This is a genomic window from Luteimonas changyuni, assembly GCF_039548395.1.
In the GTDB taxonomy this organism is placed as follows: domain Bacteria; phylum Pseudomonadota; class Gammaproteobacteria; order Xanthomonadales; family Xanthomonadaceae; genus Luteimonas.
This window is the reverse complement of record NZ_JBCLUZ010000003.1, coordinates 54960-74600: the sequence shown is the minus strand read 5'-3', so window position 1 is coordinate 74600 and position 19641 is coordinate 54960. Positions and strand designations below refer to the sequence as shown.

Annotated in this window: 18 protein-coding genes and 1 tRNA gene; 11 read left to right on the top strand and 8 right to left on the bottom strand. The window is 65.5% G+C overall.

The window, feature by feature from the left end; all coding sequences use genetic code 11:
- The first annotated feature begins 20 nt into the window (after positions 1 to 20).
- Both WCD84_RS02005 and ppnN read left to right on the top strand, forming a co-directional pair.
- Positions 21 to 3236, top strand: coding sequence for a TonB-dependent receptor (locus WCD84_RS02005; RefSeq protein WP_343280243.1), 3216 nt, complete (start codon positions 21 to 23; stop codon positions 3234 to 3236).
- A gap of 127 nt (positions 3237 to 3363) precedes the next feature.
- Complete coding sequence (gene ppnN, locus WCD84_RS02000) at positions 3364 to 4740, top strand: nucleotide 5'-monophosphate nucleosidase PpnN (RefSeq protein ID WP_343280296.1); 1377 nt, start codon at positions 3364 to 3366, stop codon at positions 4738 to 4740.
- A gap of 106 nt (positions 4741 to 4846) precedes the next feature.
- On the opposite strand, the gene WCD84_RS01995 is transcribed toward ppnN, so the two are convergent.
- Positions 4847 to 5875, bottom strand: a complete 1029-nt coding sequence (locus WCD84_RS01995) for a sensor histidine kinase (RefSeq protein ID WP_343280242.1) — start codon at positions 5873 to 5875, stop codon at positions 4847 to 4849.
- Between the two features lie 192 nt (positions 5876 to 6067).
- On the opposite strand from WCD84_RS01995, the gene WCD84_RS01990 reads away from it, so the two are divergent.
- The 4 genes from WCD84_RS01990 to WCD84_RS01975 are packed head-to-tail and all read left to right on the top strand — an operon-like array spanning position 6068 to position 8575.
- Complete coding sequence (locus WCD84_RS01990) at positions 6068 to 6583, top strand: GspH/FimT family pseudopilin (protein ID WP_343280241.1); 516 nt, start codon at positions 6068 to 6070, stop codon at positions 6581 to 6583.
- Entirely contained in the window at positions 6574 to 7077 is a 504-nt protein-coding gene (gene pilV / locus WCD84_RS01985; protein WP_343280240.1) for a type IV pilus modification protein PilV, read from the top strand. The genes WCD84_RS01990 and pilV overlap by 10 nt, the downstream gene beginning before the upstream one ends.
- A 20-nt stretch (positions 7078 to 7097) precedes the next feature.
- A complete protein-coding gene (locus tag WCD84_RS01980) occupies positions 7098 to 8060 on the top strand; it encodes a PilW family protein (protein ID WP_343280239.1) in 963 nt (320 codons plus the stop codon).
- Entirely contained in the window at positions 8057 to 8575 is a 519-nt protein-coding gene (locus WCD84_RS01975; RefSeq protein WP_343280238.1) for a pilus assembly PilX family protein, read from the top strand. The genes WCD84_RS01980 and WCD84_RS01975 overlap by 4 nt, the downstream gene beginning before the upstream one ends.
- Here WCD84_RS01975 and WCD84_RS01970 read toward each other — a convergent pair.
- Positions 8562 to 8771 carry a hypothetical protein gene (locus tag WCD84_RS01970; protein WP_343280237.1) on the bottom strand — a complete coding sequence of 70 codons (210 nt, stop codon included), beginning with the start codon at positions 8769 to 8771 and terminating at the stop codon, positions 8562 to 8564. The genes WCD84_RS01975 and WCD84_RS01970 overlap by 14 nt on opposite strands.
- Here WCD84_RS01970 and WCD84_RS01965 point away from each other — a divergent pair.
- The 3 genes from WCD84_RS01965 (at position 8764) to WCD84_RS01955 (ending at position 12949) form a co-directional block, all read left to right on the top strand.
- Positions 8764 to 11958, top strand: a complete 3195-nt coding sequence (locus WCD84_RS01965) for a pilus assembly protein (RefSeq protein WP_343280236.1) — start codon at positions 8764 to 8766, stop codon at positions 11956 to 11958. The two genes, WCD84_RS01970 and WCD84_RS01965, sit on opposite strands and share 8 nt — an antisense overlap.
- Positions 11959 to 11963: 5 nt before the next feature.
- A complete protein-coding gene (locus WCD84_RS01960) occupies positions 11964 to 12380 on the top strand; it encodes a type IV pilin protein (protein WP_343280235.1) in 417 nt (138 codons plus the stop codon).
- Between the two features lie 299 nt (positions 12381 to 12679).
- Entirely contained in the window at positions 12680 to 12949 is a 270-nt protein-coding gene (locus WCD84_RS01955; protein ID WP_343280234.1) for a hypothetical protein, read from the top strand.
- A 74-nt stretch (positions 12950 to 13023) separates the two neighbouring features.
- On the opposite strand, the gene WCD84_RS01950 is transcribed toward WCD84_RS01955, so the two are convergent.
- Complete coding sequence (locus tag WCD84_RS01950) at positions 13024 to 14694, bottom strand: ABC1 kinase family protein (protein ID WP_343280233.1); 1671 nt, start codon at positions 14692 to 14694, stop codon at positions 13024 to 13026.
- 148 nt (positions 14695 to 14842) lie between these two features.
- Between WCD84_RS01950 and WCD84_RS01945 the strand changes: the two genes are divergently transcribed.
- Positions 14843 to 15424, top strand: a complete 582-nt coding sequence (locus WCD84_RS01945; RefSeq protein ID WP_343280232.1) for a COG4315 family predicted lipoprotein — start codon at positions 14843 to 14845, stop codon at positions 15422 to 15424.
- A 137-nt stretch (positions 15425 to 15561) separates the two neighbouring features.
- On the opposite strand, the gene WCD84_RS01940 is transcribed toward WCD84_RS01945, so the two are convergent.
- The 3 genes from WCD84_RS01940 to WCD84_RS01930 all read right to left on the bottom strand — a co-directional run bounded on the left by WCD84_RS01940 (position 15562) and on the right by WCD84_RS01930 (position 17638).
- Positions 15562 to 15822, bottom strand: coding sequence for a hypothetical protein (locus WCD84_RS01940; RefSeq protein ID WP_343280231.1), 261 nt, complete (start codon positions 15820 to 15822; stop codon positions 15562 to 15564).
- Positions 15809 to 16108 carry a hypothetical protein gene (locus tag WCD84_RS01935; RefSeq protein WP_343280230.1) on the bottom strand — a complete coding sequence of 100 codons (300 nt, stop codon included), beginning with the start codon at positions 16106 to 16108 and terminating at the stop codon, positions 15809 to 15811. The genes WCD84_RS01940 and WCD84_RS01935 overlap by 14 nt, the downstream gene beginning before the upstream one ends.
- 111 nt (positions 16109 to 16219) lie before the next feature.
- Positions 16220 to 17638, bottom strand: a complete 1419-nt coding sequence (locus tag WCD84_RS01930) for an alpha,alpha-trehalose-phosphate synthase (UDP-forming) (RefSeq protein ID WP_343280229.1) — start codon at positions 17636 to 17638, stop codon at positions 16220 to 16222.
- A gap of 156 nt (positions 17639 to 17794) precedes the next feature.
- On the opposite strand from WCD84_RS01930, the gene WCD84_RS01925 reads away from it, so the two are divergent.
- Complete coding sequence (locus WCD84_RS01925; protein WP_343280228.1) at positions 17795 to 18835, top strand: magnesium transporter CorA family protein; 1041 nt, start codon at positions 17795 to 17797, stop codon at positions 18833 to 18835.
- A 49-nt stretch (positions 18836 to 18884) separates the two neighbouring features.
- Here WCD84_RS01925 and WCD84_RS01920 read toward each other — a convergent pair.
- Together WCD84_RS01920 and WCD84_RS01915 are read right to left on the bottom strand one after the other, a co-directional pair.
- Positions 18885 to 18961 (bottom strand) — tRNA-Asn (locus WCD84_RS01920).
- Between the two features lie 58 nt (positions 18962 to 19019).
- Positions 19020 to 19547: a GspH/FimT family pseudopilin gene (locus WCD84_RS01915; protein WP_343280227.1), complete on the bottom strand. Its 528-nt coding sequence runs from the start codon at positions 19545 to 19547 to the stop codon at positions 19020 to 19022.
- Positions 19548 to 19641: the final 94 nt, after the last annotated feature.

The following is a 19641-nucleotide window of genomic DNA, read 5'->3' as shown; positions in this document are numbered from 1 at the left end:
TTGCCACCAAGAGTCCAGCCATGACCCGTCGCAACGTCCTCCGTGTGTCGAAACTTTCGCTCGGCCTGATCGCCGCGCTTGCCGCCGCACCCGTCTTCGCCCAGAGCGGCACGTCCGCCGGCGTGGGTGGTGTCGTCCTTGGAAGCGACGGCCTGCCGGTCACCAATGCAGAAGTCACCATCGTTCACATCGAGTCCGGCACCACCAGCCGCGTGACCACCGACGCGAGCGGCCGCTACAGCGCCCGGGGCCTGCGCGTGGGTGGCCCGTACGAGATCATCATCACCAAGGCCGGCGCCGGCACCAGGACCGAAGACAACGTCTTCCTCGGCCTGAACCAGGCCAACACCGTCAACGCCCAGCTCACCGGCGACGTGACCACCCTCGCCACCGTGACCGCGGTCGGCGTGGCGGGCGGCTCGGAGATCTTCAGCGCCAACAAGATGGGCACCGGCACCAACCTGGACAACGCGACCATCGAAGCGCTGCCCTCGGCCAGCCGCAACATCCAGGACTACATCCGCCTCGACCCGCGCATCTCGCAGGTCAGCAAGGCCGATGGCTCGATCTCGGCCGGTGGCCAGAACTCGCGCTTCAACGTGATCCGCATCGACGGCGTCAGCAACTCCGACCCGTTCGGCCTCGAAGCCAACAACATGCCGACCGAGCGCCAGCCGGTCTCCATGGACGCGATCGAAGAAATCCAGATCGACCTGGCCAACTACGACACCACCATTTCCGGCGGTACCGGCGCGGTGGTCAACGCCGTGACCAAGTCGGGCACCAACGAATTCCATGGCAGCGCGTACTACACCCTGCGCGACGGCGACTGGGTGCGCAGCAACCTGCGCGGCGTCGAGTTCAACGGCTTCGACAAGGAAGAGACCTACGGCTTCACCTTCGGTGGCCCGATCGTCAAGGATCGCCTGTTCTTCTTCGCCAACTACGAGCAGTTCAAGCGCGCGCGCCCCGGCACCAGCCTGTCGGGCACCCCGTACGGCGACGGTGACATCACCGATGCCGACATCGCCCGCGTGATCGCCGCCGCCAACAGCTTCGGCTTCGATCCCGGCACCATGAATCCGCCGAGCATTTCCGAGACCGACATCGAGGAATACGCGGTCAAGCTCGACTGGAACATCAACGACAACCACCGCGCGGCCCTGCGCTACAGCAAGACCGAGGAAGTCGTGCCCAAGCTGGTCGGCTTCGGCAACAGCAGCATTTCGCTGTCGAGCTACTGGTACGACCAGAACAAGAGCTTCGAGAGCACGGTCGTCGAGCTGTTCAGCGACTGGAGCGACAGCTTCTCCACCGAGTTCAAGGTTTCGCAGCGCGACTACTCGTCGATCGCGGCGACCTACGCCAACCTGCCCACGATCTTCATCAACAACATCGGCCCGGGCCAGGACAGCATCAACATCGGCACCGAGCGCAACCGCCACGTCAACGTCGTCGACACCGAGCAGCTGACCGTGTTCGGCGCGGGTACCTGGTACGTGGGCGACCATACCCTGAAGTTCGGCTTCGACTACGAAGACAACGACATCCTCAACTTCTACGGCCGTGACGTGAACGGCGCGTGGACCTTCGACAGCCTCGAGGACTTCGAGGCCGGCAGGGCCCGCAGCTACCAGCTGCGCGCGCCGCGTGCCGGCGGCAGCATGGCCGACATCCCGGCGGCCTACTCGTTCGAGAACCTCGGCCTGTTCGTGCAGGATTCCTGGGCGCTCAACTACAACCTGACCCTGATGTTCGGCGTGCGCGTGGACATGCCCGATTTCGGCAACTCGCCGATCTACAACCAGCGCATCCAGGACATCTACGGCCTCGACAACTCGGTGACCGTCGACAAGAAGCTGTGGCAGCCGCGCTTCGGCTTCAACTACACCTTCGACACCGAGCGTCCGACCCAGCTGCGCGGCGGCGTCGGCCTGTTCCAGGGCGGCAACCCGAACGTGTGGCTCGCCGGCCCGTTCCAGAACACCGGCCTGAACTTCGACTCGTACAACATCACCGGCGATGCCGTGCCGGACTTCGATCCCAGCGTCCCGCCGAGCATCCCCGCCGGTGGCGGCGCCCTGGCGCCGCGCATCACCGCCGACATCATGGAGCCGGGCCTGGCCCTGCCCTCGATCTGGAAGGCCAACCTGGCGTTCGACCACGAGCTGCCCTGGTACGGCCTGGTCGCCTCGGCCGAGCTGCTGGTCACCAAGAACAAGAACGCGCTGTGGTTCGACCGCATCGACATCGGTAACCCGACCCGCTACGGCCAGGACGGCCGCGCGATGTACTGGAACGACGCCGGCTACAACCCGGACAACATCTCGGGCAATGGCATCAGCAACGGTCGCAACAACGCCGGTAACCGCGCCAACAAGCACCCGGAAGTCGACCAGGCCATCGTGATCCGCAACACCGACAAGGGCTCGGCCCGCCAGCTGACCCTTGCGCTGTCCAAGCCGATGGTCGACCAGTGGGCCTGGACCCTGGGCTACACCTACACCAGCGCCACGGAGTTCAGCCCGGCGACGAGCTCGCAGAACTCGTCGAACTGGAACAACACCATGGTGTTCAACTCCAACGACCCGGTCGGCTACAACTCGCGTTACGCGATCAAGGACCGCTTCACCGCGGCCCTGACCTGGCAGAAGGCGCTGTTCGGCGACAACATGACCACCGCCGGCCTGTTCTACGAAGGTCGCTCGGGTCGTCCGTTCAGCTACATCTACTACAACGACTTCAACGGTGACAGCGCCGGCACCAACGACCTGTTCTACGTGCCCGCCGGCCCCGGCGACGTCGAATGGGTGGGTGGCGCCGCGATGGAGCAGAACTTCTTCGACTGGATGGCCAGCGAGGGTTCCGAGCTGCAGCGCTTCCGTGGCCAGGTGGCCCCGGCCAACGCCTTCCGCACCGACTGGACCAACAGCTTCGACGTCCGCGTGAGCCAGGAAGTCCCGATGTTCTTCGAAGGTCACAAGGCCGAGATCGCCCTGGACATCATGAACGTCGGCAACCTGATCAATAAGGACTGGGGCCTGATCGACGACTACGGCTTCTACTCCACCCGCCGCGTGGCCAACTACGCGGGCATCAACCCGGAGACCGGCAAGTACGTCTACAACTTCACCGGCTCCACCGACAACACCGGCATCCAGGAGAACAACGGCGACGGCATCAACACCGCTGTCTCCCGCTGGTCGGTCATGCTGAGCGTGAAGTACAAGTTCTAAGCGGCGACGCACAGCGATACACGGAACGGCCGGGCATGCCCCGGCCGTTTCTTTTTTTGCGCTAGAGTCGATGCCCGAAAACGACGACGACAACAAGAAGAAGAGAACACCGATGACCCAGGCAACAATGCCCGAAACCACCACCCTGCCCACCGTCGACGCCCGCATCTACCCGCGCGGCGGCCTGGACGTGCTTTCGCGCGAGGAAGTGGCCCGGCTCAAGGACGCTTCATCCGGCGGCCTGCACGACCTGCTGCGCCGCTGCGCGCTGGCCGTGCTGACCAGCGGCAGCGCCAACGACGACCCGCGCGCCGCGCAGGAGATGTACCCCGACTTCGACATCCAGGTGCTGCAGCAGGACCGCGGCCTGCGCATCGAGCTGGTCGCCGCCCCCGCGATGGCCTTCGTCGACGGCCAGATCATCCGCGGCGTGGCCGAACTTCTGTTCGCCACCGTGCGCGACCTGGCCTATATGGCCATCGAGCTTGGCCCCGAAAACGCCGCCGACCTCGACTCGTCCGCCGGCATCACCGACGCCGTGTTCGGCCAGCTGCGCAACGCCCGCCTGCTGTTTCCCGTCGAACCCAAGCTGGTGGTGTGCTGGGGCGGGCACTCCATCAACCGCGTCGAGTACGAGTACACCAAGCTGGTGGGCTACGAGCTTGGCCTGCGCGGCCTGGACATCTGCACCGGCTGCGGCCCCGGCGCCATGAAGGGCCCGATGAAGGGCGCCAACATCGCCCACGCCAAGCAGCGCCAGCGCCGCCCGCGCTACATCGGCATCACCGAGCCCGGCATCATCGCCGCCGAGAGCCCGAACCCGATCGTCAACCAGCTGGTGATCATGCCGGACATCGAGAAGCGCCTGGAGGCCTTTGTCCGCGTTGGCCACGGCATCATCGTGTTCCCCGGCGGCGTGGGCACCGCCGAGGAAATCCTGTACCTGCTGGGCCTGCTGCTGCGCGAAGAGAACGCCGCGCTGCCGTTCCCGCTGATCCTGACCGGCCCGGTGGCGTCAGCGCCGTATTTCGAGCAGATCGACAAGTTCATCCGCCTGACGCTGGGCGAGGCCGCGACCGAGCGCTACGAGATCATCGTGGGCGATCCGCAGGCGGTGGCGCGGCGCATGGCGGCGGGCGTGAAGCGCGTGCGCGAGGCGCGGATCGAGCACAAGGACTCGTTCTACTTCAACTGGGGCCTGGATATCCCGCTGCCGTTCCAGCAGCCCTTCGTGCCGACGCACGAGGCGATGGCGGGGTTGGACCTGCACCACGGGCGGAAGCCGCATGAGTTGGCGGCGGACCTGCGGCGGGCGTTCTCGGGGATCGTGGCGGGGAATGTGAAGGAGGATGGGATGCGCCGGATCGAAGCGTTCGGGCCGTTCCAGATCCACGGCGACAAGGACATGATGGAGTCGCTGGATGCGCTGTTGAGGGCGTTTGTGGTGCAGCGGCGGATGAAGATTTCCGGTGAGTACCGGCCCTGCTACGAGGTAGTGACCTGAAGGAACGCACGTGTAGGAGCGGCTATAGCCGCGATTCGGCCCTCACCGCACAAAAGGGATCCATCGCGCTTAGGGGTGCTGGTGCTCCTGTGGTCAGGTCATGCAATCAGGATGTGGCGTGCTTTCTGATCTTGATGGTCGCGGTGAATCCGTCGGCGCCCGACGAGGTTTCGAGCACTCCTCCATTGTCCATCGCCTCGATGCGCGCCCTGACGGCAGCCAGTCCGATCCCGTGACCCCTGCCATTGCCCCGACTGCCTGCTGGCACCGGATTGCGTACGGTCACTGTTGCGAACGTCCCGCTGCAATCGACATCGATACTGATACGCCCGCCGCAGTTGTCCGGCTCGATGCCGTGCTTGATCGCGTTTTCGACCAAGGGCTGCACGGATAACGCAGGCAGCATTGCGGCCTGCAACTCGGCAGTCGTGGCGGACACCTGCCAGCGGGTTTCCAAGCGCTCGCCAAACCGCAGCGATTCGATTTCGAGGTAGCGCCTGGCCAACGCAAGCTCCTCTTCCAGCGTGACCTCTGCCGGCCCCGCCAGCGCTGCGCGGAACAGGTCGGCCAGGTCCAGCAGCAAGCGCTCGGCCTCCTCTGGCCGGCCGTGCACGAGTGCGATGCCGGTGTTGAGCGTGTTGAACAGGAAGTGTGGGCGGATGCGCGCACGCAGGGTGTCCAGTTCGGACTGTTTGGCGCGGATGGCGAGCTGGCGCGAGCGCCAGTGGTTCTGGAAGGTCGCCAGCCCGGCCAGGCCCATGGTGAGGGCAATGGTGCTGATTTGGGAAAAGAACCGCCACCAGTCTCCCAGCGGAAGGCCCATGCTTCGCAGCACCGACCATGCCAGCCCACCGACCAGCCACGTGGACAGCATGAGCAGAACGAGGGTCAACCAAGCGATTCGCTGCGCGGGGGCGGGGGTCAGCCGTCGCCGCAGAAGATAGAGTGCACCGACCGTCAGGAGGACAATCCACTGCACCATCAGGGAGGTCAGCCCGAAATATACAAGGCGGTCTCCGTGCATCCCGGGAGCCGCGGCCAGTACCAGGCTCAGGGCCTCGCCGGCGATCAGGATCCAGATCAGGGTGGTTGGGCGCCAGAGTGTGTCCAGCGGCCCGTGTTGTTCGTGCGCCATACGGTTCCCGGTGTTTGGAGTTGCCTGTTGCGCAGGTCCATCAGGGGAAGCGGTGGTGCCGCTGGACACCCCGGACGTGCCGTCGGTCCGGCAAGGCTGGCGATGGCACATTAAGCCATTTAGCGTGCACCGTACCAAACGGGGAAGAAGTGGGCGATGAGAGTCGAGGGGACCCGGATGTACCCGGGGCATATGAAAAGGGCGGCGGGCATCAGCCTGCTGGAGCTGGTCATCACCGTCGCGGTGGCGGGCATCCTGCTGGCGATCGCCATGCCATCGTTTACCGGGGTGATAAACAACAACCGCCTCACCTCCAGCTCCAACACGCTGGTGACGGCGATGCACTACGCGCGCAGCGAAGCCGTGCGCCGCAATGGCCGGGTCATCGTTTGCCCGAGTGCCGACGGCGCGACCTGTTCCGCGTCCGGCAACTGGCAGGATTGGATCACCCTTGCAACCAGCAGTACAGGAGACGAGGTGCTGCGCAATCACGGCGTCGAAGCACCAGTGCAGATGTCCAGCACCATCCAGCGCGTGAGCTTCCGGGCAGACGGTCTGGCGCGCGATGCGGCGGGCAATCTGCTGGCGGGAAATTTCATCGCCTGTATTCCCACCAACCGTCCCGTGGAAAACCAGCGCGTCATCGCCGTGGCCTCCGGCTCGCGGTTCTCCACCGACTCGGCCGACGGGAGCGGAGCATGTCCATGAAACACAAGGATTCACGTCGTCTCCATGAGCCGCGCTCCGGCAGGCGCTCGCGCCAGCTGGGAATGAACCTCATCGAAGTGATGGTTTCGGTGCTGATTATGGGCATCGGCCTGCTTGGCATCGCCGCGTTGCAGACCACCGCCCTGCGCAACAGCCAGAGCGCACTTGAGCGGAGCCAGGCGGTTATCCAGACCTACGCCATTGTCGATGCCATGCGTGCAAACCGCGATCAGGCATTGACCGGTGCGTACAACACTGGCGGCTACCAGTGCGGCAGCGTGAGCGGCACCGACCTGGCGGCGAATGATCTTGATGCATGGGTCACTTCGCTCAAGGCAACCATGGGCATTTCCACAGACGGCACGACATGCGGCGACGTCGACTGTGATGCGGGCCTGTGCACCATCGGCGTGCAGTGGGACGACAGCCGTGCGTCGGACAATGGCGCTGCAGGTACCACGGCACGAACGGTCGAAACGAGGGTGCTGCTGTGAGTCGCCCCCTGCATCCGGTCATGCGGCGCCACGTGCAAGGCATGACCCTGATCGAGCTCATGATCGCCATGATCCTGGGCTTGTTGGTGGTGGGCGCCGCAATCGGCATCTTTATTTCCAATAGCCAGGTTTACCGCGCCGCCGAAAACCTCGGCCGCGTCCAAGAGGGCGCTCGCGTGGCCTTCGAATTGATGGCCCGCGACATTCGTGAGGCGGCTGGCAACCCATGCGTGAACAACGTGCCATGGGTGAATGTCGTCAGCGGCGGTGCAGGCAACTGGTGGAGCGACATGAACCCGAGCACTGCGTTGCAGGGTTTTGACGGCAGTACGGCCTTTCCGGGCGAAACGTTCACAACGGGAGCCGCGCAACGACTTGCCGGTACAGAAGCGCTGCAGATGCTGTCTGGCGACGACAACGTATCCACGATCAGCAACCACGATGCCGGCACGGCGGTGTTCACGGTTAATACCACGGCCCATGGTCTTGGTCCCGGCGACCTGGGCATAGCATGCAATGCGCAGCAGGGTGCGGTGTTCCAGGTCAGTTCGGTCAGTGGCCTGGACATCGGGCACGGGCTGGGCGGCTTGCCTGGAAACACCAGCATCAACCTTCACCTGGACTCATCCAATCCGGATTCGTACGAATACGCTGCACCCAACTCGGTGCTGGCCGGTTTGCATGCCACGCGGTGGTATGTCGCGAACAACGCCAGGGGCGTTCCATCGCTGTACCAGGCCCGCCTCGGCGGCACCACCGTGACCAGGGAAGAGGTGGTCGAGGGCGTGTCCGCAATGACCCTGGCGTATCTGGTGAGAGGCGGCACGAACTATGTAGCGGCAGGTACGGTTGTCGACTGGGCCGAGGTGATCTCCGTGCGTGCAACCCTTGTCCTTCAGAGCCCTGACAACGTCGGCGCCAACGGTGATCCGATCACGCGTCAGGTCGTCCAGGTCGCCAGTCTGCGGAACCGCAATCCATGAATCAGCCCGTTCCCATGCGCCGCCTGCGCCAGTCCGGTGTTTCGCTGATCGTTGTGCTGGTCCTGTTGCTGGTCATGACGCTGCTGGGTCTGGCCGTGCTCGGCAGTACCCTGCTGGAAGAGCGCATGAGCGCCAACATGTACGACCGGAGCCTGGGCTTCCAGGCCGCCGAATCCGCGCTGCGGGAAGGCGAAGCACTGGCAGCGACCAACCCGCTCGTCCCTGTTGCCGGCTGTGCGGCAGGCCTGTGTGCCATACCTGTTGCTGCAGACCCGGACCGCTGGACGAGCGCGGCTTTCACCGGCTGGCAATCCGCGTCCAGCGATCTGGGTCCACTGCCTGCGCCTGCAAGCTTCATTGTCGAGTACATGGGGGAGGCACCGACCTGGCCTGGCTGCGACCGGCAGATCCCGATGTCGGACCTTTGCATGTCACCCCGCTATCGCATCACGGCCCGCAGCACCGCGCCCGACCGCGCGGACGTGCTCCTTCAAACCAATTTCATCCTGCAGTAAGCGAGAGAATCCCAATGCCCACTGCCCGGAACCTGCGAGCCAAAGCCACCGCGACCCACGGTTGGACGAGGAAGGCCTGGCCTTCGCTGATCGCGTTCATAGCCACGTTGCTGGCGGTGCCGGCGAGCGCAGGCATCGTGTTGCCCACCGAGCCCTTGACCACGGGCGAACGGGTTCCGGCGAACGTGATGTTCATCCTGGACAACTCCACGTCGATGAGTACGACGACGGGCTGGCGCATGGGCAATCCAGAACATACGAGCATCACCGGAGGTAGCATCCAGTCCACGGAGCTCAGGCCTGATAACGATGCTTCATCCAACTACACAGGCATTACCCGCAATACCTACGTGGGGAATGTGATCTTCTATAACCCAGGCAAGACCTATCAGCCGTGGGTCAAGGCCGATGGCTCGGTGCTGACTACGGGAACCTCGTACACCTCCGCCCACAACAACGCTGCCCGGGCCACGGGCGACAGAAACCTTTCGTCTCTGGATCGCACTTACTACGTCCCCAAGCCGGGAACGACGGGCACCGCACTCAACAACGCCACCAACTACTATCGTTACACCATCATCCGTAGCGGTGCGTCCCATCATGCGGGCCGCATCATCCGGAGCGAGCGGAAAAACAAAGTCGGCGGCGAGCGCGGTCTGGACAATGCCGGGTGCGATGCAAGCGGGAGCGGCTGGGAGTGGAAGAACTGCATGTATCTGCCATTCTCGGATTTTGACCGGACCGAGGCGGAGGAGAAGGCGAACTTCGCAACTTGGTTCTCCTACCACTCCTTTCGCGTAAAAGCCGCCAAGGCGGGCGCCAGCGAGGCGTTCAAGAACATGGGGAAGGATGTGCGTGTCGGGTTCCGCACGATCAATACAACCCGTAGCGACGGCATTACCAACAGCAATTACAACATCCCTGTCGGTAGCGCCACCGATGGCATCTTCACCGACGAGCCGTCGGCTATGAACAAGACGGCGTGGTACGACAAACTGCACAATGCAACCACCACGGGCTCGACTCCGTTGCGTAATGCATTGCGGAATACGGGCGAGTACTTCTCGGGCGACGGGGCGAGCGGCCCCTACGGCCCGGGCACGGGCAGTTCGCAGCTCGCGTGCCGTCAGAACTTCGCCATTCTTACCTCCGATGGCGAGTGGAACGGACCCACTCCCAGCGGGATCAACAATGCGGACGGAACGGCAGGTCCCAACGACTACGTGGTTGAAGCTCCCTACAGCGATGGTGCTTCACAGAAGGACGATACGTTGGCCGACGTGGCCATGCATTACTGGAAGAACGACCTGCGAGACGGGATGGACGACATCGTGCCCACGACCACGGCGAACCCGGCGTACTGGCAGCACATGGTGACGTTTGCCATCTCGATCGGCATGAGGGGAAACATCAATCCGGGCGGTCCGTATCCCGGGCAGACAGGTGGGGCCGCGTCCTGGGGAAGCAACAAGATCGACGACATGCTGCACGCGGCCGTCAACTCCCGCGGCACCTTTGCCGTTGCCAGCGACCCGGATGGATTCAGGGAGGCGCTGGAAGGTGCGCTTGCCGCGATCATCGACCGTACCGGATCCTTCTCCAATGTGGCCGCCAACTCGACGTCGATCGACGCTGGCACCCGGATCTTCCAGGCCAAGTATCGAACCCTGCAGTGGACGGGTGAGTTCAATGCCTATCCGGTGAGCTCGACCGGCGTGGGCATTGTCCCGACTTGGCAGGCTTCGTTGGGCATTCCCCTCGTCGCTTCGCGTAAGGTGATTTCATCCGACGGGGACGGCAACGGTCACGTGTTCCCGGCCGGCGCGACCACGGCGCAGGTCGATGCGCTGACGCGAGGCCCGGCAGCGGATTTCCCGGTGACCGGCGCGAACAACGCAGCCTATATCGCTGGCCACCGTACGCTGGAGATGAGCAACGCCGGAACGCTGCGCAACCGCACGCACCTGCTGGGTGACATCGTCGGGTCGTCACCCGCCTTCGAGCCGGAGACCAAGACCGTGTATGTCGGTGCCAATGACGGCATGCTGCATGCGATCAATTCGGATGACGGCAGCGAACGTTTTGCCTTCATCCCGGGGCTGGTGGATTGGGCTGAACTGGGCATGCTCAGCCGGCCGGACTATCAGCATCGCTTTTTCGTGGATGGTCCGGTTGTGGTCACCAGCAAGACGCAGACGCCCGGCCAGCACATCCTGGTTGGCGCGCTTGGCAAGGGTGGCAAGGGCCTGTTCGCATTGGACGTGACCGAGCCCGGGTCGTTCGACGCATCGGACGTGCTTTGGGAGGTGGGCGACACGGTCGGTGGGCACATGGGCCTGGTACAAGGAGCGCCCATTGTCGCCAAGCTGAACAACGGCACCACTGCGCTCATCGTCAGCAACGGGCTCAACAGCACCAACAACCGGGCCGCGCTGCTCATCTTCAACATCGCGACCGGCGCCCTGATCGCGGAAATCGATACCGGTGAGGGAACAGCCCTCAACCCCAATGGCCTGTCGCCGGCCGTCGGCTGGGATTCCAACGCGAACGGTACCGTCGACTATGTCTATGCGGGTGACATGCTCGGCAATGTCTGGAAGTTCAATTTGACATCGGCCAGTCCCGGAACCTGGGGCGTTGCCAATGCTGGCGATCCGCTGTTTGTCGCGACGGATTCCAGCGGTACACGCCAGCCCATCACGGCCGGACTGACGGTTGCCCTGCACCCGCAGACCTACAAGACCTGGCTCTTCTTTGGAACCGGCAGGCTCATGCTGAATTCGGACATGACCAATATGGCCGTGCAGAGCATGTATGCATTCGTGGACGACGGGACCGGGATCGCGCGACTGGGTGCCGACGCCAACCTGACCGAAAGAACGGTCGTCGTCGCCGATACCCTTTCTAGTTTTCCCGTGCGCAGCTTCGAGGCCAACGGACCGCTTCCCGCCAGTTCGAAGGGCTGGTATATCGATCTGCGGACGCCGCCGGCCCCCGGCACGGCCGAGGGTGAACGCGTGGTGGCCGAAGGGCAGGTTGTCGGCGACATCCTGGTATTTCCAAGCCTGATCCCGACTGCAACCGACTGTCAGGCCGACGGCACCGGCTATATCAACGCCCTGAATGCATTCACCGGAACCAGCGCGAGTTCGTCTTACTTCGACCTTGATGATGATGGCCTGTTCAACGATGAGACCATTGCAGATGGCGGCAGCAACCTGCCCGTGGGTTCCGTGGGCCTGGGCGTCGGCATGCCGACCTTGCCAAGCCTGCTGCGCCGCCTGTTGGTTGCCGGTGGCTCTTCGGGTGGCGTCGGCAGCGTCCCAATCCGCGACGCACGCAATGTCGGCCGTGTTTCCTGGCGCGAAGTGATCAAGGAGTGACCGCGATGTCGAGCCATCCGAGCCGCCTGGCAGCCGGCTTCACCCTCATCGAAGTGATGATCGTGGTCGTCATCCTGGCGATCCTGAGCAGTATCGCGTACGCCAGCTACAGCGGACACGTGATCAAGTCGCGGCGTGCGGCCGCGGCCACCTGCCTGCAGGAACGGGCGCAGTTCATGGAGCGCTACTACACCACCAACCTGACCTATGCCGGGGCCGCCGCTCCAGCTGCCTGCGGCCCGGACCTCGACGCCTTCTATACCGTGGCCTTTGACGGTGTCCCAGATGGCAAGACATACGTGATTCAGGCCACACCTACCTCAAGGCAGGCGGATACCAAATGCGCAGTTTTGGGCATCAATGCCCAAGGCGTCAGGACCGCCAGCGGGAGCTATACCGCCACGCCGGAACAGTGCTGGTAGTAGCGTCAGGCAATGTCTTCGCGTGCGGGAAGCGACTGGCACCGACCTCGATGAAGCCGGGCCGATGGCTTCAAAGTCGCGGACGCAGGCTTCTGGACCGCGTCGGAAGCGGTCTGCTCCCAGTTGCCGCGGTTTCGTCGCCGCGTCCGCGCTTCTATCTCACGGAGCGCGAACCTCGCGGCGTCTCCTGCAGCAGCGCCTGCAGCCCCGTTGCATTGCCCGTATGCCGCGTCGACGAGAACGCCTGTCGCACGCGCTGTCGCATCAGCGCCTGCAGGACAGCTTCGACCACCTGCCTTATGGTCCAATTCCTGGTCCAATGCGCGGCTCCCGCCTTCAAGGTTGAGCAGGGTCTTGCCCAGCAGGTGTACCTTCGGTGGCGAACGTCTCGCCGAAGAGCAGAAGTGCGGCTGGCGGCCGGGTCGCAATACAACAGCCCGAACATTCTCAGATGGGCGTCGCCGTTGCGAACCGTCACCCATATCAACAAAGATGCGCTGAAGGCCTTGAGGTTGGCGCTTGACGAGAAGCTGCTGAACGCCGCGATGACGCGGGCGATTGCGTCGTAGCTTCCTTGGCTTTGTATGTCGTGTTCTCAGTGAATGTGAGCTATATCAGACATGTTACATCCGAGGCAGCTGATTCAAGCCCTCGGACTCCTCTCTTCCCGCACCTTCGGCCGCCTATCGCTGAACAGCACGCTCAGCACGATCCCAAACCCCAACGCCGAAGCCAACAGGAACATCCCCATCGCCACCGCCGGGTAACCGAACAACGTAGGCCCCGCCACATCCCCTCGCATCAACATCGCGCTGGCCAGGATCAACGCAGCCACGATCACCCCCGTCGCCACCCGGTTCGCAATCTTCTGCAGATTCTCCGTCAGCCGCGACTCCTGCAGCCCGACCATTCGCACCTGCAGCTTGTTCTCGGACACCAGCGACAGAATGGTCGACAACTTGCGTGGCGCCTCCTGCAGCAGCGCCTGCAGCTCCATCGCGTCGCCCGCCAGCCGCGCCGGCGAGAACGCTTGCCGCACGCGCTGCCGCATCAGCGCCTGCAGGTGCCCCTCGACCACGCGCTTCACATCCAGCTCGGGCGTTAGCACATTGCACACGCCTTCAAGGTTCAGCAGGGTCTTGCCCAGCATGTGAAGTTCGGGAGGCGAGCGCAGTCCGCAGGCCACGCTCAGCCGCGCCAGCTCCATCATCAGCCGGCCTTCCGACAGCGCCTGCGAACTGCCATGTGCCGCATAGCGCGCGACCAGATGACTCACCTCGCGCACGTAGCGGATTTCGTCGAAGTCTTCGAGCCTGATCGACATCGCGATGGTCTCGTCCGCCACCTCTTCACCGCGCCCGTCGATCGCTGAGAACAGCAGCTTCAGCAGATGCTCGCGCTGCCTCGGGGGCACGTGCGCGACCATGCCGAGATCAAAGATCGCGAGCCGCTCGTCTTCGGTCACCAGCATGTTGCCGGGGTGCGGGTCGGCGTGGATTTCGCCGTGCACGAAGACCTGGTCCAGGTAGCCGCGCATCAGTGCGGCGGTGAGCGCTGCGTAATCGTGCTCGGTGCGGCGAAGGCCGCTGAGTGCGGTGACCTTTGTGCCGCGGATCAGTTCCATGGTCAGCACGCGGCGGGTGCTCAGGTCGCGCAGCGGGGCGGGCACCAGCAGTTCAGGGTAGTCGGCCAGGCGTTCGCGGAACCGTTCGAGGTTGTCGGCTTCAAGGTGGTAGTCGAGTTCGGCCAGCAGGGTCTTGCGGAATTCGTCGACCCAGTCGGAGAAGCGCAGGCGACGGCCGATGCGGGTGCTGGCATCGGCGCGGCGCGCGATGCCGGCAAGCGTGTCGAGGTCGGAGCGGATCTCGAGATCCACGCCCGGTCGCTGCACTTTCACGGCGACCTCGCGGCCGTCGTTGAGCACGGCTCGGTGCACCTGCGCCAGCGAGGCGGAGCCCAGCGGCACGTCGTCGAACTCGCGGAACAGCTTGCCCAGGCGCACGCCCAGCTCGGCTTCGATCAGTTCGCGGATCGCGGCTGCGGGTACCGGCAGGACGTCGTCCTGCATGCGTTCGAGTGCGACGAGATACGGCGCAGGCACCATGTCCGGACGGGTTGAAAGCGACTGGCCGATCTTGATGAATGTCGGCCCCAAGGCCTCAAGGTCGTCGACGAATGCCTCCGGTCCGGTGGTGTGGTCATTGGATGTCGCCACTTCTGCGTCCAGATCGGCGATGTCCAGGTCGGCACCGCCGAACAGGCCGGCGCCGCGATGCTTCAACACGAACCGCAAGACCTGCGCGCTGCGCGCCATGCTGCTGTTTCCGGCCATGGACCCCTCCTTGAATGGGCCCAACCTAGCGGGAGCGATGTCAAGGTGGCCTGAGGGCCGCAGCGGCCTGTTCACGCACCTCCTACGGACCGCGTTCTAGTGTCGACGCCTACCCCTTGGGAGGCACGCCATGAGCCGCTATACGATGATGTTTGCGCTGGGCGTCGGCAGCGCCCTGGCCCTGGCCGGCTGCAATGATCGCGATGACATGCGCACCGATGCGGGCGAGGCGCGAAGCCAGGCGGAGGAGGGGCGCGCGTCGCAGGAGTCGCTGTCTGCGATCGAGGGCCGTCCCACCGGGACACCTGCGCCGATCCAGGGCTCCGGGATGCAGGCGGGCGCCGGCAACGAGAATGCGACCCTGGCGATGTCCGGCTCGCCGTCCTCGCACCTGGTGGATGGCGCTGGCAGTGCGGTCTATGTGCTGGCCGGCAATGCCGATGGCAGCAAGTGCGACGCGGTCTGCGAGGAGGTCTGGCCGCCGGTGATGGCGCACGACCTGCAGCCCACGGGCGCCGCCGGAGTGGAGTCGGCGCGGATTGGCACCCTTGAGCGCGAAGGCCGCATCCATGTGACCTATGGTGGCGAGCCGCTGTACCGCTATTCGGGCGATGCCGGTGCAAACCGCACCAGCGGTGCGGGCGTGGATGACCAGTGGGGAAAATGGTCGCTGGTGGGCCTGGACGGCCGGACCTTGCCCGATCCGCAGTAGGGATCCAGCCTCGCGTCCTGCTGCCTGGGTTCGCGGTGCCCGGGGAACTCGGCGTCGACTCTGCGCCCATTTCGAGTCTGTAGGGCCCGGTTGCTCGCCGATCAGCACCATCGACGCCGGTCTCGCGCGGTCCGCGATCAGGCTTCGGGCAGTGTCCCGCCGTCGTCTGGCTGCGGAGGCGGACGCAGGCTGACCAGTCCGAGGATGCCGTGGCGCGTCGCCATTCTCCTCAGCAGGACGTCGACCCATTCGCCATCGTTGCCACCGATCTCGTCCAGGCCATGTGAGTGCAGTTCCCACACGGCGCGGAGTTCACCCACCGCGATCGCCTGCCGCTGGCAGGAGGTCAGTGCGGAATCGAGGGCGTGCAGCCGGCTCATCAGCTCAATGGTCTGCACGGTCCTGGTCCGCGGAGCCGGTGTCGGTAGGGCCGGCGCTTCCGGCGCCACCCTCTTCATCGCGTGCGGGGATCTCGGGGTCGAGCGCGTCGTCGCCGGTGTCGCTCCACCGTTCGCTGCGTTCGTCCGGGTCGGCATCGCGCCAGCGGCTGCGATCGGATGCTTCCTCCTCGGCCTGCGGCTTTCTGCTCGTACCTTCGCCGCGGCCGGGGTAATCCCCGCGCCCGGGCCCGCGTTCGGCGTAGCCGCTGGATGTCGGTCGTTCCGGGCTGTCCCTGTCGGGCATCGTTCTTCTCCTGTCTGTCGATTGGCACCTAGCCAGCCGCGCGCTGGGCAGGGGTCGCCATGGCTGGTGTATAGCAGTGGCGGTGGAAACACCGCGTCACGGCCCGCGGCGTCACGGCCGGCGCGGCGGCGCGTCCCGTGCCGCTGCAGCGGGGCCGTCCCCGTTCGCACGGGATTCGAGCGCCTGCAGGAAGCTGGACGTCCACCAGTGGATGCCTTCTTCCTGCAGCGATCGCAGCGATTGCAGGTGGCGCTCGCGCCGCTCCGCGACGTCCAGGCGCAGCGCCGCGGCGATCGCATTGGCGACACCGCCGATATCGTAGGGATTGACCAGCAGCGCGCCGCCCAGCTGCTCCGCGGCGCCGGCGAAGCGCGACAGCAGCAGGACGCCGGGGTCGTCCGGATCCTGCGCGGCAACGTACTCCTTGGCCACCAGGTTCATGCCATCGCGCAGCGGCGTGACCAGGCCCAGGCGCGAGGCGGAAAAGAACCCCGCCAGCGTCTGGCGGCCGAGGTTGCGGTTGACGTAGCGGATCGGCGTCCATTGAGGATTGGCGTGCTCGCCGTTGATGTGGCCTGCGATCTGCTCGAGCTCGCGCCGCAGTTCGCGATAGCTGCGCACACCGCTGCGCGAGAGCGGCGCGATCTGCAGCAGGGTCAGGCCGCCGGCGTTGGCCGGGTGGCGGCGCAGGAACTCGCCGAAGGCCTGGAACTTCTCGGCCAGTCCCTTGGAATAGTCCAGCCGGTCGACGCCGATCGCCAGCGCGCTGCCGCCCAGGCTGTCGCGCAGGCCACGCAGGCCACGCAGGCCGGCGGAACCGCGCGCACGCGCCGCCGCCCGTGCGAATTCGTCTTCGTCGATGCTGATCGGAAACGCACGCGTCAGCGGCCTGCGATCGTGTCGGCCGGGCGCGTGTTCCCCCGCGTCCGCGGCATCGCGCAGGTAGGCATCGAAGTTCTCGCAGTCGCGGCGGGTCTGGAAGCCCACCAGGTCGTAGGCGGACATCGCACCGAAGACGCTGTCGTGGTTGGGCAGTGCGCGCGCGAGGTCCGACGGCGGGAACGGCACGTGCAGGAACAGCGCCAGCGGATTCTCCACGCCCCGCGCACGCAGCTCGCCGGCCAGCGGCAGCAGGTGGTAGTCATGGATCCAGACCCGGTCGTCCGGCCTCAACAGCGCGGCCAGGCGCTCGGCGAACTGCGCGTTGACCTGGCGGTAGGCGACGTGGGTCTCGCGGCTGTATTCGACCAGGTCGAGGCGGTAGTGCAACGCGGGCCAGAGCGTGCGATTGGAAAAGCCGTCGTAATAGCCCGAGACGTCGGCCTCGGTGAGGTCCATGGTCACGTAGTCGACGTTGCCTTCGCTGGTCGAATTCAGCCCGCGGGTGCCGTCGCGGCTCGTCTTGCCGCTCCAGCCGAACCAGACGCCACCGGTGGCGCGCAGGGCGCCGTCCAGCGCAACCACCAGCCCACCCGAACGCGACTGTCCCGGTACGGCGACGCGGTTGGAAACGATGACAAGGCGCGACATCTGCTGCGAAGAAAGTCGGGTCTTCGACGGTAGCGTGCTGATGGATAGGCGGCGTGAATGAAGCCACGTCGGTCTCCGGCTGCCCGACCGGCGGAAGTTCACCCCGGCTTGGCGTGGCTTTTGGGAGCCTTGGCCCTCTCCCAAAGCCGGAGGCCCATGTCCACTCAGCGCGAGGCACCGCTGCCGCCAGCCGCGACGCGTGTGCGCTACACCGGGGCAGGCCCCGCGGAGGCGTCGTGTCGCGCCAGGCTGTTCCTGTCCGACGCCAGCGTTCGCGAACTAGCCTGCGAAGAGCTTGGATCGGTCTGCCCGGACCGCGACGCGCTGCTGTGGGTCGACCTGGTGCGCGCGGACGGGGACACGCTGCGGCGGGTCTGGTCCGGGTGCGGGCTGCCCGAGGACATGCTGGACTGCCTGGCACAGGAGTCCGGACCGCGGCTGGAGCGCTTCGGCAGCCATTTCATGGTTTGCGCGATCGCCGTGGTCGACGATGGACTGGCCGGAGTCCAGGGCGCGCCGCTGGTGCTGGTGGCTGGCGACAACATCGTCGTGAGCGTGCACGGGCGCGACATCGGTTTCATAGACGACCTCATGAGCCGCGAAGCCGCGGCCTCGCATATCGGGCGGCTCGGCGCGGACAGCTTCGTGGCCGCGCTGCTGGACTGGCAGCTGTCGACCTACTTCGAAGCCGTGAGCACGTTCGAGGCCGGGGTGGATGCGCTGGAGCAGACCATCCTGGCCGAGGACGCAGGCAGCTGCCTGCCCCAACTGCGCCAGCTGCGGCAGGCGGCCTCGCGCCTGCGCCGGTTGCTGGCCCCGCACCGCGCCGTGTTTGCGGCGCTGTCGCGCCCGGATTTCCGCCACGACGAGCGCCCGGAATCGGACCGGCACTTCGCGGCGCTGGACACTCGCTTCGAGCGCGCCATGGACATGGTGGAAAACGCGCGCAGCCTGGTCATCGGCAGCTTCGAACTGTTCAGCAGCCAGACCGCGCTGCGCACCGACCGATCGATGCGCGTATTGACCTTCGTCACCGTGATCACAGGCCTGCTGGCCACGGTGGCCGGAGTGCTCGGCATGAACTTCAAGGCCGGCTTCTTCGATGCCGGCAATGCCGGCTTCCTGATTGCCGTGGGGGCGATGCTGGTGTTTGGCGGCGGCTCGGTGGCGCTGGCGCGTTCGCGGGGCTGGTTCTAGCGGACGAAAAAAAGGCCTGCGGATTGCTCCGCAGGCCTCCTGGATTTTCTGGCGCCCGAAGTTGGACTCGAACCAACGACCCCCTGATTAACAGTCAAGTGCTCTAACCAGCTGAGCTATTCGGGCGGGGACGCACATTTTAGTGTTTGTTCCGGCCGGGTCAAGGAGGGAAGCACGAACCGGCTCAGGGACACGGCGTTTCCTGCCGTGGCCGCTCGCTTCGCACCCTCCCCAGGCGGTTCACCACCACCTTTCCGCGCAGCAGCCCGCGGGCGCAGGCGTTCACGCTCAGGTTGCTGTGCGCGGCCATGCCGTTGGCCTGGTAGCGGAGCCAGGGGCGCGTGGAGGTGAGGCGAAGCCGTTCCGCGCCGCCAGCGGGGGCGTCGGTCGCACGCAGGATGTCGCCCGGGACGTCCGGCTGGCGGTTGCCATCCGGATCCCGGAACACCAGCCAGCCGCCGCTCCAGTCGTGGTCGCCGTCGCAGCCGGTCTCCGCGCGGCCTGGGCATACCACGACCTGCTCGCGACGCATGATCGCGCTGCTGCGGGCGGCGGCCATGTCGGCGGTGAGCAGGTGCAGGCTGGTCGCCAGGCGCTGGCGCTCCAGCGTGCTGCTGAATGCCGGCAGGCCGATGGTGAGGGTGATGGCGGCGATGGCCACCACCACCATCGCCTCGATCAGGGTGAACCCGCGCGAATGGCGCCTGGGCATGTCCAGCCTCCTTGCCGGTCATGTCTGTCTGGGGGACCACGCTAGACCGTGCGCCCGGCCACCGCTGTCGGCGTCCCGCGCCGGCCGGCGTCGG

Excerpts from the sequence above, each read along its gene's own strand:
- WCD84_RS01965 (WP_343280236.1), top strand. The coding sequence starts at position 8,764 with ATGTTCATCCTGGACAACTCCACGTCGATGAGTACGACGACGGGCTGG.
- WCD84_RS01990 (WP_343280241.1), top strand. The coding sequence starts at position 6,068 with ATGAAAAGGGCGGCGGGCATCAGCCTGCTGGAGCTGGTCATCACCGTC.
- WCD84_RS02005 (WP_343280243.1), top strand. The coding sequence starts at position 21 with ATGACCCGTCGCAACGTCCTCCGTGTGTCGAAACTTTCGCTCGGCCTG.
- WCD84_RS01975 (WP_343280238.1), top strand. The coding sequence starts at position 8,057 with ATGAATCAGCCCGTTCCCATGCGCCGCCTGCGCCAGTCCGGTGTTTCG.
- WCD84_RS01930 (WP_343280229.1), bottom strand. The coding sequence starts at position 17,638 with ATGTCGCGCCTTGTCATCGTTTCCAACCGCGTCGCCGTACCGGGACAG.
- WCD84_RS01970 (WP_343280237.1), bottom strand. The coding sequence starts at position 8,771 with ATGAACATCACGTTCGCCGGAACCCGTTCGCCCGTGGTCAAGGGCTCG.
- WCD84_RS01945 (WP_343280232.1), top strand. The coding sequence starts at position 14,843 with ATGAGCCGCTATACGATGATGTTTGCGCTGGGCGTCGGCAGCGCCCTG.
- pilV (WP_343280240.1), top strand. The coding sequence starts at position 6,574 with ATGTCCATGAAACACAAGGATTCACGTCGTCTCCATGAGCCGCGCTCC.
- WCD84_RS01980 (WP_343280239.1), top strand. The coding sequence starts at position 7,098 with ATGCGGCGCCACGTGCAAGGCATGACCCTGATCGAGCTCATGATCGCC.
- WCD84_RS01925 (WP_343280228.1), top strand. The coding sequence starts at position 17,795 with ATGTCCACTCAGCGCGAGGCACCGCTGCCGCCAGCCGCGACGCGTGTG.
- WCD84_RS01935 (WP_343280230.1), bottom strand. The coding sequence starts at position 16,108 with ATGCCCGACAGGGACAGCCCGGAACGACCGACATCCAGCGGCTACGCC.
- WCD84_RS01950 (WP_343280233.1), bottom strand. The coding sequence starts at position 14,694 with ATGGCGCGCAGCGCGCAGGTCTTGCGGTTCGTGTTGAAGCATCGCGGC.
- WCD84_RS01960 (WP_343280235.1), top strand. The coding sequence starts at position 11,964 with ATGTCGAGCCATCCGAGCCGCCTGGCAGCCGGCTTCACCCTCATCGAA.
- ppnN (WP_343280296.1), top strand. The coding sequence starts at position 3,364 with ATGCCCGAAACCACCACCCTGCCCACCGTCGACGCCCGCATCTACCCG.
- WCD84_RS01915 (WP_343280227.1), bottom strand. The coding sequence starts at position 19,547 with ATGCCCAGGCGCCATTCGCGCGGGTTCACCCTGATCGAGGCGATGGTG.
- WCD84_RS01995 (WP_343280242.1), bottom strand. The coding sequence starts at position 5,875 with ATGGCGCACGAACAACACGGGCCGCTGGACACACTCTGGCGCCCAACC.
- WCD84_RS01955 (WP_343280234.1), top strand. The coding sequence starts at position 12,680 with ATGGTCCAATTCCTGGTCCAATGCGCGGCTCCCGCCTTCAAGGTTGAG.